General features: G+C 68.8%; 15 protein-coding genes. 4 read left to right on the top strand and 11 right to left on the bottom strand.

All coding sequences use genetic code 11. From position 1 onward, the window contains the following. Positions 1-106: 106 nt before the first annotated feature. From DM992_RS04780 to flgB, 10 genes are all read right to left on the bottom strand, one after another. Entirely contained in the window at positions 107-862 is a 756-nt protein-coding gene (locus tag DM992_RS04780; RefSeq protein ID WP_111015922.1) for a flagellar brake protein, read from the bottom strand. Between the two features lie 245 nt (positions 863-1,107). Further along, complete coding sequence (gene flgJ / locus DM992_RS04770; RefSeq protein WP_111015921.1) at positions 1,108-2,094, bottom strand: flagellar assembly peptidoglycan hydrolase FlgJ; 987 nt, start codon at positions 2,092-2,094, stop codon at positions 1,108-1,110. Next, a complete protein-coding gene (locus DM992_RS04765; RefSeq protein WP_204356101.1) occupies positions 2,095-3,279 on the bottom strand; it encodes a flagellar basal body P-ring protein FlgI in 1,185 nt (394 codons plus the stop codon). Beyond that, a complete protein-coding gene (gene flgH, locus DM992_RS04760; protein ID WP_096471958.1) occupies positions 3,279-3,968 on the bottom strand; it encodes a flagellar basal body L-ring protein FlgH in 690 nt (229 codons plus the stop codon). The genes DM992_RS04765 and flgH overlap by 1 nt, the downstream gene beginning before the upstream one ends. A gap of 21 nt (positions 3,969-3,989) precedes the next feature. Further along, the gene (gene flgG / locus DM992_RS04755; protein ID WP_111015920.1) at positions 3,990-4,778 is read right to left on the bottom strand and encodes a flagellar basal-body rod protein FlgG; all 789 of its coding nucleotides are present in this window, start codon (positions 4,776-4,778) and stop codon (positions 3,990-3,992) included. Positions 4,779-4,812: 34 nt separating this feature from the next. Next, positions 4,813-5,571, bottom strand: coding sequence for a flagellar basal-body rod protein FlgF (gene flgF, locus DM992_RS04750; RefSeq protein WP_111015919.1), 759 nt, complete (start codon positions 5,569-5,571; stop codon positions 4,813-4,815). A 19-nt stretch (positions 5,572-5,590) separates the two neighbouring features. Continuing rightward, a complete protein-coding gene (gene flgE, locus DM992_RS04745) occupies positions 5,591-6,832 on the bottom strand; it encodes a flagellar hook protein FlgE (protein WP_111015918.1) in 1,242 nt (413 codons plus the stop codon). Positions 6,833-6,859: 27 nt separating this feature from the next. Continuing rightward, positions 6,860-7,600, bottom strand: coding sequence for a flagellar hook assembly protein FlgD (flgD, locus tag DM992_RS04740; protein ID WP_111015917.1), 741 nt, complete (start codon positions 7,598-7,600; stop codon positions 6,860-6,862). A 55-nt stretch (positions 7,601-7,655) separates the two neighbouring features. Beyond that, entirely contained in the window at positions 7,656-8,081 is a 426-nt protein-coding gene (flgC, locus tag DM992_RS04735; protein ID WP_006485701.1) for a flagellar basal body rod protein FlgC, read from the bottom strand. Between the two features lie 42 nt (positions 8,082-8,123). Next, the gene (gene flgB / locus DM992_RS04730; RefSeq protein ID WP_111015916.1) at positions 8,124-8,612 is read right to left on the bottom strand and encodes a flagellar basal body rod protein FlgB; all 489 of its coding nucleotides are present in this window, start codon (positions 8,610-8,612) and stop codon (positions 8,124-8,126) included. 204 nt (positions 8,613-8,816) lie between these two features. Here flgB and flgA point away from each other — a divergent pair, with 204 nt between their 5' ends. The 3 genes from flgA to DM992_RS04715 all read left to right on the top strand — a co-directional run bounded on the left by flgA (position 8,817) and on the right by DM992_RS04715 (position 11,005). Then, on the top strand, positions 8,817-10,040 hold the full coding sequence (gene flgA, locus DM992_RS04725) for a flagellar basal body P-ring formation chaperone FlgA (RefSeq protein ID WP_111015915.1): 1,224 nt from the start codon (positions 8,817-8,819) through the stop codon (positions 10,038-10,040). A 118-nt stretch (positions 10,041-10,158) separates the two neighbouring features. Continuing rightward, complete coding sequence (flgM, locus tag DM992_RS04720; protein ID WP_111015914.1) at positions 10,159-10,488, top strand: flagellar biosynthesis anti-sigma factor FlgM; 330 nt, start codon at positions 10,159-10,161, stop codon at positions 10,486-10,488. Positions 10,489-10,564: 76 nt separating this feature from the next. Continuing rightward, positions 10,565-11,005, top strand: a complete 441-nt coding sequence (locus tag DM992_RS04715; RefSeq protein ID WP_111015913.1) for a flagellar protein FlgN — start codon at positions 10,565-10,567, stop codon at positions 11,003-11,005. 49 nt (positions 11,006-11,054) lie between these two features. Here DM992_RS04715 and DM992_RS04710 read toward each other — a convergent pair whose 3' ends face one another. Continuing rightward, positions 11,055-12,905: a M24 family metallopeptidase gene (locus DM992_RS04710; RefSeq protein WP_111015912.1), complete on the bottom strand. Its 1,851-nt coding sequence runs from the start codon at positions 12,903-12,905 to the stop codon at positions 11,055-11,057. A 430-nt stretch (positions 12,906-13,335) separates the two neighbouring features. On the opposite strand from DM992_RS04710, the gene DM992_RS04700 reads away from it, so the two are divergent. After that, positions 13,336-14,136 carry an XRE family transcriptional regulator gene (locus tag DM992_RS04700; RefSeq protein ID WP_111015910.1) on the top strand — a complete coding sequence of 267 codons (801 nt, stop codon included), beginning with the start codon at positions 13,336-13,338 and terminating at the stop codon, positions 14,134-14,136. Positions 14,137-14,142: the final 6 nt, after the last annotated feature.

Here is a 14,142-nt window from a genome sequence, read left to right as displayed (position 1 = left end):
AATGCACGCGCGGCGCGCGGGTGCGCATCGCTGGTCGGAGCGTCCGGCCGGCGGGGCCGGCGGCGGTGCGCGGGCGGCCCGTGCAGGGCCGGCGGCCGCGTGCGCGTCAGGCCCGCGCGAGCGAGCGGCGCTTCATTTCGAGCTGCGTGATCAGCCGCTGCAGCGTGTTCTCGGCGCTGCCCGGCAGCGACATGTAGCGGAAGCCGAGCTGGTAGCGCCGCGACCCGTTCGGCATCTGCGTCGAGCGCTGCGACACCAGCTGCAGGTCGAGCGACAGCTTGCCGTGGCCGGTCAGCTCGAGCTCGACTTCGGGCAGCAGCGTGCCGACCTCGAGCGCCTCGACGCGTTCGTCGGCCGTGCGCAGCCCCACGCCGCCGAGCGACAGGTTGTGCACCTCGAACAGGAAGCTCTCGCCGTCCGGCAGCTTGCCGCGGCACAGGAACGGATCGACGATCGGCGCATCGACCCGGAAATATTCACGGCGCTGGATGCACATCAGGACTTCGGGGAAATCGGCGACGAACGCGGGCAGCCCCTCGTAGCGCGTCTCGCGCGGCGTGCCCGTGGTGAATTCGACGCGCACGCCCTCCGGCGAAGCCGCGAACGTGCAGTGCGACGCGCCGAGGATGCCGGCGTTCTGCTCGGACAGCGCACCCCAGTCGAACGTGAACGTCCGCGCGCCGACGTCGACCTCGAGCAGGCGCGTGACGAGCTGGCCGCCCGGGTACTGGACGGTCAGGAAATCGCCGCGGTTCACGAGGTTGCGCAGCTGCACGCCGATTTCCAGCGGATTGCGGCGGGCATAGTCGGGCCCGGAGTGGCCTGCATCCAGGCTGGGGTCCGTCGACGTTTCGATATTCATGGCTAGCCGGTCTTTCTTGTCATGGGCGCCCGGGGCACCCGGCGCGCAGTAAAACCGGGCCAGAACGGGGGCCCGGTCGCAGGTCTCTCACACTTAGCGGCAGTGCTGACCGAAAGTTTAGATCGATTTGCCGATTTTTTTCGCGCAAACGTTGAAACCGCGCGCGGCGGGCTGCCGGGCGCGGTCCTGAGAGGGTAACTGACGATGGGCCGGAGCCTGTTATCGGCGGCGCAGGCCCTGGCCCGTCAGCCGATCTGCTGCATGATCGAGATCAGCTTTTTCGCGTAGTTCGGGTCGGTCGCGTAACCGGCCTTCTGCATCCCGTGCGCGAAGCCTTCGACGCTGCGGCTCGCGCTCAGCACGCCCGAGTAGCGCGGATTGTTCTTCAGCAGGTTCGCGTAATCGGTCATCGCGTGCTCGTACGAGTCGTATGCGCGGAATTTCGCGACCACGCGGCGCGGCGTGCCGTTCACGTACTCGGTCGTCAGCGCCGACACCGTGCGGCCCGTCCAGCCCTTGTTCGCCTTGATGCCGAACACGTTGTAGCTGGTCGAGCCGTCGGCCGCGCGGATCTCGCGCTTGCCCCAGCCCGATTCGAGCGCCGCCTGGCCGACGATGAAGCGCGCCGGGATGCCGGTCGACGCGCTGGCCGCCTGTGCGGGAGCCGCGAGCCGGTCGACGAACGCGTCGGCGTCCGGCGCGCCGCTCGCGCCCTTCAGCGGCGGCGTCAGCGCGCTGCCGGCCGAGTAGCCGCGCGCGCCGGCGAGCCCGCCGTTGTTGCCGGCCGCGTTCGCGTACGCGCGCGCCATCGCGTTCATCGCTGCGAGGCTGCCTTCGTTGCCGGCCGTGCCGAGACCGCCCGCGCCCAAGCCGCCCGCGCCGACGCCGGCCGCCGTGTCGCTGCCCGCGCCCACGCCCGCATTGCGCAGCAACTGCTTCATCAGCGCGTCGGCGACGCCGATCCCGCGCGTCGACATCTGCTGCGCGAGCTGCTGGTCGAGCATCGACGTGTACATCTTCGACGTATGCGAATCGAGCAGCCCGCCGTCGGGCGTCGCGTCGCGCATGCTCTTGAGCATCATCTGCGTGAACATCGCGTCGAACTGGCCCGCGACGGCCTTCGCGCCGGCCTGCGGCGACTGCTTCGCCTGCGCGCGCAGCGCGTCGAAACCCTGCACGTCGAGCGCGAAGCGCTGCGTGAGATCGTTCGCGTTCGGAAGATTCGCTGCCATTTAGATGATCTCCAGGTCCGCGCGCAACGCGCCGGCCGCCTTCATCGCCTGCAGGATCGACATCAGGTCCGCCGGCGTCGCGCCGAGCGTGTTCAGCGCCTTCACGACGTCGGCGAGGTTCGCGCCGGCCGTCACCATCTTCAGCGCGCCGTTGTCCTGCTTGAGCTGGATCTGCGACTGCTGCGCGACCACCGTCTGCCCGTTCGAGAACGGCCCCGGCTGCGACACGACCGGCTGCGTGTTGACGACGACCGACAGGTTGCCGTGCGCGACCGCGCAGCTCTGCAGCGTGACCATCTGGTTCATCACGATCGAGCCGGTGCGCGCGTTCAGGATCACCTTCGCCGCGGCCTTGTCCGGGCTCACGTCGAGGTTCTGCAGCCGCGCCATGAACGCGACCTGCTGCGCCGAGTCGGCCGGCGCCGCGAGCTGGATCGTGCGGCCGTCGAGCGCCGTCGCGGTGCCCGGGCCGAAGCTCGAATTGACCGCGGACACGATCCGCTGCGCCGTGCCGTAGTCCATGTCGTTCAGTTGCAGCTGCAGCACGCCGTTCATCTGCGCGATCGCGTTCGGCACCGAACGCTCGACGATCGCGCCGCCGACGATCCGGCCGGCCGCGAGCTGGTTCACCTGCACGCGGCTGCCGTTCGCGCTGGCCCCCGCGCCGCCGACCGCCATGTTGCCCTGCGCGAGCGCGTACACCTGCCCGTCCGCGCCCTTCAGCGGCGTGAGCAGCAGCGTGCCGCCGCGCAGGCTCTTGGCGTTGCCGAGCGACGACACGGTCACGTCGACCGCCTCGCCCGGCCGCGCGAACGGCGGCAGCGTGGCGGTCACCATCACGGCCGCGACGTTCTTCAGCTGCATGTTGTTCAGCGACGACGGGCCGCCGTTGGCCGAGCCGTTGTTGATCGAGATGCCGAGGTTCGCGAGCATGTTCGCGAGCGTCTGTGTCGTGAACGGCGTCTGCATCGTCTGGTCGCCCGTGCCGTCGAGACCGACGACGAGGCCATAGCCGATCAGCGGGTTGTCGCGCACGCCCTGGATCTGCGCGAGATCCTTCAGGCGTTCCGCGTGCGCGGGCGCCGCGCCGAACACGCAGGCCGCGGCCACGAACGCGACGGCGAACCGCACGAAGGCTTGCGCGCGGGACGACGGGCGGTTGGACAGGGTCGTCTGCATCGTCATCACCACGGCGCGATGTTGAGGAAGAAGCGCTGCAGCCAGCCCATCGTCTCGGCTTCGTTGATGTAGCCCTTCGACGAATATTCGATCTTCGCGTCGGCGACCTGGGTCGAGTAGACGGAGTTCGCGCCCGAGATCGTGTTCGGGTTGACGACGCCCGAAAAGCGCACGAATTCGTTGCCCTGGTTGATCAGCATCTGCTTCTCGCCGCTGACCACGAGGTTGCCGTTCGGCAGCACGTTGGTGACGGTCACCGTGATCGTGCCGTTGAACGTGTTCGCCGCGCTCGCGCCGCCCGTCGCCGCGAACTTGTTGTTGCCGGCCGCCGACAGGTTCGCCTTCGCGAACAGCCCGCCGAGGAAGCCGGCCGTCGGCACGTTGAAATCGGTGTTGCCCTGCCGGTTCGTGTTCGCGCCCGACGATTTGGTCGCGTTGATGTTTTCCGCGATCATGATCGTCAGGATGTCGCCGACGTTGCGCGGCCGCTGATCCTCGAAAAGCGGCCGCCCCGCGTAGCCGGGGTTGTAGATCGAGCCGGGCGCCTGCATCGACATCGGCGCTGGCGGCTGCGCCGTCATCGGCTGCTGGATGATCGGATCGCGCGGAATCTGCGCGCAACCGGCGAGCGCCGCCACCGCGACCGCGCACGCGGCGCGGACGGTGGCTGACGGGAGGAGGCGAACCTGCTTCATGGCGACGACGGGGTGTTCCGGTTAGCTCTTCATCTGCGTGACGGTCTGCAGCATCTGGTCGGACGTCGTCACGGCCTTGCTGTTGATCTCGTAGGCACGCTGCGTCTGGATCATGTTGACGAGCTCCTGCACGACGTTCACGTTCGACGCTTCGACATAACCCTGGTTGAGCACGCCCGCGCCGTTCAGCCCCGGCTGCGACACGTTGGGCGCGCCCGACGACGTCGTTTCCGCGAACAGGTTCTCGCCCTTCGCCTCGAGGCCGGCCGGGTTGATGAAGGTCGCGATCTGCAGCGAGCCGATCTGCACCGCGTTGCCCGAGCCCGGCTGCGTGACCGACACGACGCCGTCCTTGCCGATCGTCAGCGACTGCGCGTTCTGCGGCACGGTGATCGCCGGCAGAATCTGATAGCCGCTCGACGTGACGAGCTGGCCCTGCGCGTTGGTCTGGAACGAGCCGTCGCGCGTGTACGCGTTCGTGCCGTCCGGCATCAGCACCTGGAAGAAGCCCGCGCCGTTGATCGCGACGTCCTTCGAGTTGCCGGTCTGCGTGAGGCCGCCCTGCGTGTACAGGCGCTCGGTGGCGACCTGCTGCACGCCGGTGCCGAGCTGCAGGCCCGACGGCAGCTCGGTCTGCTGCGTCGAGTTCGCGCCGGGCTGGCGGATCGTCTGGTAAAGCAGATCCTCGAACACCGCGCGCGACGCCTTGAAGCCGTTCGTGCTGGTGTTCGCGAGGTTGTTCGAAATCACGTCCATCTGCGCCTGCTGCGCATTCATGCCGGTGGCGGCGATGTAGAGCGAACGGTTCACTTGTCGATTCTCCTGCGTGGGCTGGCGCGGGCGCTCAGCTGAAGTTGAGCAGCTGGTTCGCCGTCTGCTCGTTCTGGTCGGCCGTCTGGATCAGCTTCGACTGAAGCTGGAACGCGCGCGCGTTGTCGATCATCGCGACCATCGCGGTCACCGGGTTGACGTTGCTGCCTTCGAGCGAATTCGGCGTGACGACCACGTTCGTGTCGGCGTCGGCCGGATTGCCGTCGGCGGTGCGGAACAATCCGTCGTTGCCGCGCGTGAGCGTGGCCGGATCGGGATTGACGAGCTTCATCTGGTCGACGATCGCGACCGCCGTCGGCGGGTCGCCCGGCATCAGCGCGGAAACGGTGCCGTCCTTGCCGATCGTCACCTCGGCGTTCGGCGGCACCGAGATCGGGCCGCCGTTGCCGATCACCGGCAGGTTGCTCGCGTTGACGAGCTGGCCGTTCTCGTCGACGTGCAGGTTGCCGGCGCGCGTGTACGCCTCGCCGCCGTCGGCCGTCTGCACCGACAGCCAGCCGGCGCCCTGCACGGCGACGTCGAGCGGATTGCCGGTGCGCGTGATCGGACCCGGTGCGTAGTCCGCGCCGGGCGTCGACGCGAGCACGTAGGTGCGCGTCGTCGTCGGGTCGATGTTGCTGCCGTCGCCGAAATTCATCGGCACCGCGCGATACGTCGCGAGCTGCGCGCGAAAGCCCGTCGTCGATGCGTTCGCGAGGTTGTTCGCGACGATCGCCTGCTGGTCGAGCGACTGCGACGCGCCCGTCATCGCCGTGTAGATCAGTCGGTCCATGGCTGCCGGTTATCCGCGCTTACAGGTTGATGAGCGTCTGGTCGACGGTCTGCTGCGTCTTGATCGTCTGCGCGTTCGCCTGGTAGTTGCGCTGCGCGGTGATCAGGTTGACGAGCTGCGACGTGAGGTCGACGTTCGAGTTCTCGAGCGCGCTGCCCTGCAGCTTGCCGTGGTTCGTGCTGCCGGGCGCCGAGATCTGCGGCACGCCCGATGCGGAGGACTCCGCATACTGGTTGCCGCCGAGGTTCACCAGCCCGTTCGGGTTGTTGAAGTTCGCGAGCGCGATCAGGCCGAGCACGGCGGTCTGGCCGTTCGAGTAGTTGCCGGTCAGCTTGCCGTCGGCGCCGATCGAGTAGGTCGTCAGCGTGCCGCTCGCGTAGCCGTCCTGCGCGAGGTTGTTCACGCCGTCCTTGCCGCCGTACTGCGTCGTGCCGGTCAGGTCGAGCGTAAGGTTTTGCGGCGTCGCCGAGCCGTCGGTATTCGGCACGGTGAACTGGAACTGGCCGAGCGACGTGGTCGGCCCGCCCGCGCCCGGCAGCGTCGTGCTCTTGATCGCGCCCGACGTATCGAACGTGACCGTGCCGAGATCGGTCGTCGCGCCGCCCTGGACGCCCGCGTACGCTTCCCACGTGCCGGCCGCCGACTTCACGAAGTACATGTTGACCGCCTGCGAACCGCCGAGCGAGTCGTACACCTGGACCGACGTCGAGTAGTTGTAGGTCGCGGTGTCGGTCGCGCTGAACGGCGTCTTGGCCGGCACCGTGTCCTGCGAGTTCAGGTTGAACTGGCCGGTGATCTTGGTCGTCGCGGTCGGCGCGATGTTGGTCGTCGGCGCCTGCAGCGGCACGGTCTGCGCGGTGTTGATCACGCCGCCCGAGACAGCCGCATAGCCCATCAGGTTGCGGCCTTGCGAGTCGACGATGAAGCCGTTCTTGTCGCGCTGGAACGTGCCGTCGCGCGAGTACGTCGTCACGCCGTTGTTCGACATCTGGAAGAAGCCGTTGCCGTTGATCGCGACGTCGAGCGACGAGTTCGTCGTATTGATCGTGCCCTGGCCGAACTGCTGATTCACCGACGCGAGCGTCGTGCCGATGCCGATCTGCGTATTGACCGACGTCGCGACCGAGTTCGCGTACATGTCGGCGAACTGCGCGGTGCTCGACTTGAAGCCGACCGTGTTCGCGTTCGCGATGTTGTTGCCGATCACGTCGAGCGCGTTCGATGCGCCGGCGAGGCCGCTCAGACCCTGTTGATAACCCATTTCGGTCTCCGTTTCGGGGAAGCTGAATCAGTTGGACGTAGTGCCGCCGGATGACGACGTGTTCGGGAAAATCGACGCGACCTGGGTGAGCCCCACCGTCGTGCCGTTCGACAGCACGAGCCCCGCCGTGCCGTCAGCCTGCTTGATCACGCTCTGCACCTGCGCGGCCGCGAGCGTCGTGGCCGCCTGCGGCGTGCCCGCGCTGTTGGTATACGACGCGCTGATCGTGTACTTGCCGTCCGGCAGCGCATTGCCCGCCGCGTCGGTCGGCGTCCAGTTGAACGGCACGGTGCCGGCCGACTGCGCGCCCGCGTTGATCGTGTTCACGACGGCGCCCGCCGAGTTCTTCACGGTGATCGTCAGGTTCGACACCGAGCTCGCCAGCGACACGCCGAACGGCGACGCCGCACCGCTCTTCACCGCGACGGCGTTGCCCGGCGCGAGCACGTTCGTGCCGATCAGCAGCGCGGCCTGCGTCTGCTGGCCGGCCGTGAGCTGCGTCGACAGCGACGTGAGCGACGTGTTCAGCTGCGCGATGCCGCTCACCGTGTTGATCTGCGCGAGCTGCGACGTCATCTGCGAGCTGTCGACCGGGCTCGTCGGATCCTGGTTCTGCAACTGCGTGACGAGCAGCTTCAGGAACGTCGCCTGCAGGTCGCTCGCCGATGTGCCGTTGGTCGACGACACGCTGTTGGTGTTCATCGTGTCGGTCGGCAGGGTCGACACGTTCGTGCCGTTGCCGCCGATCGTCGTGCTGGAGGAAGTCATCCTGGGTGGCCTTCTATCGGAACTGTCGGGTCTGTAAGGTCGGTCGGCGCGCGGCTCACGAGCCGATCGTCAGCGTCTTGAGCATCAGCGTCTTCGCGGTGTTCAGCGTCTCGACGTTGGCCTGGTACGAGCGCGACGCCGAGATCATGTTCACCATCTCCTGCACCGGGTCGACGTTCGGCATCTGCACGTAGCCGTTCGCGTCGGCGGCCGGGTTCGCCGGATCGTAGGTCGACTTCATCGGCGACGGGTCGTCCATCACCTTCGTCACGCGCACGCCGCCCACGCCCTGGCCGGACGCGGTGCGCGCGCCGCCCATCGGGTCGGTCGCGAACACGACCTGCTTGGCCTTGTATGGCTTGCCGTCGGGGCCGGTGGCGCTGTCGGCGTTCGCGAGGTTCGACGCGGTGACGTTCAGGCGCTGCGATTGCGCGGACAGCGCCGAACCGGCGACGCCGAAGATGTTCATCAACGAAGGCATGGAGGCTCCTTGTGCTTGTGCGCGGGTCCGGAAGCGGCGCGCTTACGAGTTCGTCGAGATCGCGGCGATCATGGCCTTGATCTGCTGGGTCATCACGGTCATCCCGGTTTCGTAGTGCAGCGCGTTGTTCGCGAACTGCACGCGCTCGACGTCGAGATCGACCGTGTTGCCGTCGAGCGACGGCTGCAGCGGCATCCGGTACTGCGCGCGGCCGTAGTCGTCGGCCGGGCCGCCCGTCGGGATCAGCTTCGCCGTGCCGGCCATGTGGCCCGGCGCCGTCGACACCATCGACATGCCGCTCGTCACGCCGGCCGGCTGCGTCATCGGCAGTTGCGCGGCGTTGCTCGGCGCGAGGCCGCCGTTCGTCTGCTTCAGCGAGCGCGCGAGCGTCGACGCGAAATCGACGTCGCGGGCCTGGTAGCCGGGCGTGTCGGCGTTCGCGATGTTCGACGACAGCAGTTCCTGCCGGTAGGCGCGCACGTCGAGCGCCTGTCGGCCGAACGCGAATTCCGCATCGAGTTTGTCCAGCATGTGTGCGTCTCTCCGTATGAAGCGCTGCACGCCCCTCGCGCCGGATAGCGACCCGAGAGGCTTTTTTCCATGACAGCGATGGTAGGCGCCGCACGCAACCGGCAATCGGGCGAATAACGCGGCAAAGCCCCCCTCTATTCATCGTTTGCGCGGCGGCGCCGCTCCCTAGAATGCAAATCGGATCAACGGATCGAGGACACGGCGATGACCGGCAACGCACTTCGCGGCAGGAACGGGCGGCTCACGCACGTCCGGCGTGCGTTTGCGCTCGCCGCGGCGCTGTGGATCGCCGCACCGGCCGCACACGCGGACGACGGGACGATCGTGATTCCCGGACGCGGCGAGACGGCCGAAACCGCGCTCGCGCACGCCAATGCGGCGAGCGGCGGGCAGTTCGGCGGGAATGCGGGGATGGGTTCGGGCACGGCGCCGGACGCCGGGCGCGCAACGGCCGGCACTGCCGGTGCGGCCGCTGCCGGCTATGCGGCGCCACCGGCGGGCGCGATGGTCGTGACGAACGTTCCGCCGCCGTCCGCACCGGTAGCCGCTCCGGCCCCCGTCTACGCAGCCGCTCGTGCGAACGCGGCCTACGGCACGCCGCGCGCCGCCGATCCCAGCGCCATTGCGACGGTCATCGCCGGGACGGCCGAGCCCGCGTCGAATCCCGCTCGGCCGGCGCCGCAGGCAGTCGCCGCGCGCATGGCGGCGGCCCGCGCCGCGTCAGCCGCGCCGGCGCCGCGCACGCCGGCGGCTTCCGCCAACCCGGCCCAGGCGGCCCCCGCGGCCCAGAGCGCGACGCCGCCCGGCCAGCAGGACCCCGACTCGATCCGGCGCGCGGCCCTCGCGTTCCTGCAGCAGCAGATCGCGGGCCTGCCCGGCAAGACCACGGCGACGGTCACGACCGCGTTTCCGCGCGGGCTCGCCGCGTGCACGACGCTCGAGCCGTTCCTGCCGACCGGCGCGCGCCTGTGGGGCCGCACGACGGTCGGCGTGCGCTGCGCGGGCGAACGGCCGTGGACCGTCTACCTGCAGGCAAAGGTCACCGTGCAGGCCACCTATTACGTCGCCGCGCGCCAGATCGCGCCCGGCGAGCCGCTGGGCGCGGCCGACCTGGTCGCGCGCGACGGCGACCTGACGGTGCTGCCGCTCGCGGTGATCACCGATCCGGCGCAGGCGGTCGGCTCGACCGCGCTCGCGCGCATCTCGGCCGGGCTGCCGCTGCGGCAGGACATGCTGAAGAGCGCGGCGTCGGTGTCGGCCGGCCAGACGGTGCGGGTCGTCGCGGCCGGCCCCGGTTTCACGATTTCGGCCGAGGGCAGCGTGCTCGCGAATGCGGCGCCCGGGCAGTCGGTGCGGGTACGGATGGCGGCGGGCCAGATCGTCACGGCAATCGTCAAGGACGCCGGCACCGTGGAAATTCCGCTGTAGGGACGGATCTCGCCGCAAGATTGCAAAGAATTGTTTATTCGGAGAATTTCGGGCTCACGATGCTAAAGTTCGGGCCGACCCGGCCGTTATCTGGGTCAACCCGTACAGGAAACCCATCGTGAAGATCGATTCCACTCCGAAACCGAGCCCTCTCGCGCCGACCGGCAACGGCGCGGCCCGTGCACAATCCGGCGCGGCCCAGTCGTCCGCGCAGGCGGCCGACGCAGGATCGAACGGCGGCGACGCGACCGTGAACCTGTCGGGTCTGTCCGGCCAGTTGCGCTCGACATCCGCGTCCGGCAACGCCGATATCGACACGGGCCTGGTCCAGTCGATCAAGGAAGCGCTGAACAACGGCACGCTGACGATCGACGCGAACAAGATTGCCGACGGCGTATTGAACACCGCCCGCGAACTGCTGCAGCAGCAGCGCCCGCAGGGCAGCTGAGCCGGCCGCCTCGCGGCCGGTCCCCCGGTTTGCCGGCGCGCCGCACCCCGCGCACCGGCGCGACGAGCATGACGCGATGAGAGAAGAGCTGCTGGCCACGGTCAACGACGAACACGCGACGGTCGAGGCGTTCGCGTCCCTGCTCGCCTACGAGGAAAAAGCGCTGACGACGGCGGAGCCGCTCGAGATGCTGCCCGGGATCGTCGAGAAGAAGAGCGAGCTGATCGACCGGCTCGCGCAGCTCGAACGCACGCGCGACACGCAGCTGTCCGCGCTCGGCTTTGCGTCGGGCAAGAAAGGGATGGACCAGGCCGCCGAGCGCGATGCACGCCTCGCCGGCCGCTGGCAGTTGCTGCAGCAGGCCGCCGAACGCGCGCGCCAGGCCAATGCGAACAACGGGATGCTGATCCGGATCCGGATGGACTACAACGAGCGCGCGCTCGCGGTGCTGCGCTCGGCGCCCGCGCCGGCCGGCGTCTACGGCCCCGACGGACGCGTGTCGGCGCTGACGCGCTGACGTCGCGCCGCGCGGCCGCCCGGCGGCCGCGCGCCTGCGTTGCCTTTCCTTACAACAGCGGACACGCGGTGACCTGCGTGCCGCGCTCCACGCACAGCCGCTCGTAGTCGCGCAGGTACGCGCGCTCGTCGTCATCCAGCAGGTCGAGATCGATCAGGTCCCAGTCGTAGCCGACCGTCACGATGTTCTCGAACGTCACCGTATCCGGCTGCGCTTCGTCCGGCCGGATGATCACGATGTTCTCGATCCGCACGCCGCCCTTGCCCGGCACGTAAATGCCCGGCTCGACCGAAATCACCGCATTCGGCACCAGCCCGTATTTCGCGCCCGGCGCGAAACGCACGCCGCCTTCGTGCACGTGGATCCCGACGCCGTGCCCGGTGCCGTGGCCGAAATCGTGGCCGTGATCGCGGCACACCTGCCGCACGAGCGCATCGACGTCGCCGCCCGTCGCCGAGGCCGGGAAGCGCGTGACGAGCCCCTTGATGCAGGCCTTCAGCGCGACCGTGTAGATCTCGCGCTGCCACGGCTGCGCGACCGTATCCGCGCGCGTGCGGCGCAGCACGACGCGCGTGCAGTCCGTCGCGAAACCGGCTTCGTAGTATGCGCCGCTGTCGAGCAGCACCAGTTCGCCTTCCGTCAGCTCGACGTCGGCGCTCGCCGCCGTGTAATGCGCGAACGCGCTGTTCGCGCCGTTCGCCGCAATCGACGGAAACGTCAGCGCAACCGCCGAGCGCGCACCGTACGCGTCGTTGATCGTGCGCGCCAGGTCGTATTCGGTGTGGCGTGCGCCCGGCTCGCCGGTCTTCGCCCAGCGCATCGTCTCGGCGATCGCCGCGGAGCTGCGCGCGAACGCGTCGCGGAACCGGTCGAGCGCCGCCGGCGTCTTGGCGGCCCGCATCGCCTCGACCGGATTGAAGTCGGCATGCCGCGCGTGCGGCCACACGCGGCTCACCGCGTCGACGAGCGCGCAGTTCACCGATTCGAAGCCGTAGCACACGTGATCGACCGCGAACTGCGCGAGAAAGCGCTCGAGCGCCGCGACATCGCGCCGGATCACGTGCAGCGCCGGATACGACTCGAGCGCGACTTCGCAGCGGTCGCAGCCTTCCGGCAAGAACAGCGCGACCTCCCCGCCGACCGCGAACAGGAAGCCGAGGTGCGACGACGCATTCGGGATGTGATAGCCGCGGCTGTTCAGCAGATACGCGAGATCGTCCGACGCGCAGGTGAAGAACGCGGTCCTGTCGTCGGCCGCGCCGGTACGCGCGGCGAGCTTGCGGTTCAGCGTGTCCAGGTTCTGCGCGACGCTCAGGCCCGTCATCGATTCAGGCAGCTCGAAGATCGGCCGCTCGACGACCCAGCCCGGCAGCGCGATCGCACGGTCGATCTCGCGATCGGCGAGGCTCGTCCAGTCGAGCACCGCGGCCTGCGTCTGCTCGAGCAGCCGGTCGCGCTGCGCGACGCTGATCCGCAGCCCGTCGTAGCCGACCCGCGCGAGCCGGCTCGCATGCGCGACCAGCCAGTCGGCCATCGCCTGCCAGATCGTCAGGTTCATCCCGAGCTTCTCGATGCGCACGCACGCCGGATCGCACTGCTGCTCGGCCTGCAGGTGATAACGGCCGTCGACGAACAGCACGAACGGCGGCGCGCCGAGCGCCCGCGCGGTTTCCGCGCTCAGGAAGATCCCGCAGCCGGCCGAGCCGTCGAAGCCCGACAGCGCATAGCGCGGGTTATTGCTGCGCGGCAGGTACTCGGTGACGTATTCGTCCTGCGACGTGACCACCACCGCGTCGAGCCGCGCGGCGTCGAGCAGGCGCGACAGGCCGGCCTGCGTGTCGGCGACGGACGCGTCGTACGGGGGAAGGCCGGAGAAGCTGTATTTCAGTCGATCGATCATCGGATGCCCACGTTATCCATTGTTGTCGGCGGCCGGCGGCGTGACGCGGCGGGGCGCATGCCTGAAGCAGGCTTGTCGCGACACGGCGCCGATGGTCGGGCGACGCGCGGCACTGCACGTCGCCGGGCCGCTGTGCAGTGCCAGCGGCAGGTCCGCGAAAATTTTTGTCTCACTTAACTTTGTTTGATGCGCGCGACAGAATCTAGAGCACGCTGAAATTGAGGTCAAGCCAAAATTTTCGTAGGACTAAAATCGGCGGCACGGTTCCGTACGCAGGCGCAACGTGGCCTCGCCCGGCGACACCGCGCGGTACAATGCGCCGGCATCGTCGTCCCGACGGCCGTGCTTCGTGCGATGCGCGGAAAGCAACGTCCCGGCGACTGCACCGCCCCTCCGCTCGCCTCCCGACTCGTTGCCACGAAAGAGATTCATGGATTCAGACATCATGCGTATCGGCCAGCGCATTCGCCGCCTGCGCCGGGAAGCGAAGAAGACGCTGCTGGAAGTCGCGACCGAAGCGAAGCTGTCGGTCGGGTTCCTGTCGCAGGTCGAGCGCCATCTCACGGGCATCTCGCTGTCGTCGCTCGTCAATGTCGCGAAGGCGCTGGGCGTGCCGCTCGGCGCGCTGATCGACCAGCCGCGCCAGGCGCAGCCCGATTCGCACGAAGGCAGCCGCGAACCGTACGCGGTCGACAGCGCGTCGCAGTGGTACGAACGGCTGTCCACCACGTTCGACGGCAGTCAGATCAACGCGGTCAAGGTGCAGATGATGGAAGGCTACCGCTCGGAATGGGTGTCGCACGGCGGCGACGAATTCGTCTACGTGCTGACCGGCCGCATCTGCTACACGATCGGCAAGAAGGATTACCCGCTGGCGCCCGGCGACTCGCTGCACTTCGACGCGCGCAAGCGGCATCGCGTCGCCAACATGGGCGACGGGCCCGCCGAACTGATCGTGGTCGGCACGCTACCGCTGTTCGACGACACTTGTGCCGAATTCGTGTCCGCGACGATGGAAATCAGGCAGCCCGCGCCCGCTGTGCGCACGGCGCCGGGAGAACCGCGCACGAGCCGCCGCGAACCGGCACCGAAACGCGGCCGCGACGCCGATCCGGCCCGGCCGGCCGGCGCGGCGGAAAAGCAGGCGGCTGCCAAGCCGCGCGCATCCGCCGGCAAACGTCCGGCGGCCGCGACCCCTGCGCGCAAGGCAGCCGCGCACATGAAGTCGTAACGGCTG

The sequence above is a fragment of the Burkholderia sp. JP2-270 genome (assembly GCF_003233675.1).
GTDB classification, from domain to species: domain Bacteria; phylum Pseudomonadota; class Gammaproteobacteria; order Burkholderiales; family Burkholderiaceae; genus Burkholderia; species Burkholderia pyrrocinia_C.
Note: the sequence above shows the minus strand (reverse complement) of the source record. Positions and strands in the feature narration are given on the sequence as shown.

What these genes read in the sequence shown, in the direction of transcription:
- flgC (WP_006485701.1), bottom strand. Translation starts at nt 8,081, where the DNA reads ATGCCTTCGTTGATGAACATCTTCGGCGTCGCCGGTTCGGCGCTGTCC.
- DM992_RS04710 (WP_111015912.1), bottom strand. Translation starts at nt 12,905, where the DNA reads ATGATCGATCGACTGAAATACAGCTTCTCCGGCCTTCCCCCGTACGAC.
- flgB (WP_111015916.1), bottom strand. Translation starts at nt 8,612, where the DNA reads ATGCTGGACAAACTCGATGCGGAATTCGCGTTCGGCCGACAGGCGCTC.
- DM992_RS04715 (WP_111015913.1), top strand. Translation starts at nt 10,565, where the DNA reads ATGAGAGAAGAGCTGCTGGCCACGGTCAACGACGAACACGCGACGGTC.
- flgH (WP_096471958.1), bottom strand. Translation starts at nt 3,968, where the DNA reads ATGAAGCAGGTTCGCCTCCTCCCGTCAGCCACCGTCCGCGCCGCGTGC.
- DM992_RS04780 (WP_111015922.1), bottom strand. Translation starts at nt 862, where the DNA reads ATGAATATCGAAACGTCGACGGACCCCAGCCTGGATGCAGGCCACTCC.
- flgA (WP_111015915.1), top strand. Translation starts at nt 8,817, where the DNA reads ATGACCGGCAACGCACTTCGCGGCAGGAACGGGCGGCTCACGCACGTC.
- flgJ (WP_111015921.1), bottom strand. Translation starts at nt 2,094, where the DNA reads ATGGCAGCGAATCTTCCGAACGCGAACGATCTCACGCAGCGCTTCGCG.
- flgF (WP_111015919.1), bottom strand. Translation starts at nt 5,571, where the DNA reads ATGGACCGACTGATCTACACGGCGATGACGGGCGCGTCGCAGTCGCTC.
- DM992_RS04765 (WP_204356101.1), bottom strand. Translation starts at nt 3,279, where the DNA reads ATGACGATGCAGACGACCCTGTCCAACCGCCCGTCGTCCCGCGCGCAA.
- DM992_RS04700 (WP_111015910.1), top strand. Translation starts at nt 13,336, where the DNA reads ATGGATTCAGACATCATGCGTATCGGCCAGCGCATTCGCCGCCTGCGC.
- flgD (WP_111015917.1), bottom strand. Translation starts at nt 7,600, where the DNA reads ATGACTTCCTCCAGCACGACGATCGGCGGCAACGGCACGAACGTGTCG.
- flgE (WP_111015918.1), bottom strand. Translation starts at nt 6,832, where the DNA reads ATGGGTTATCAACAGGGTCTGAGCGGCCTCGCCGGCGCATCGAACGCG.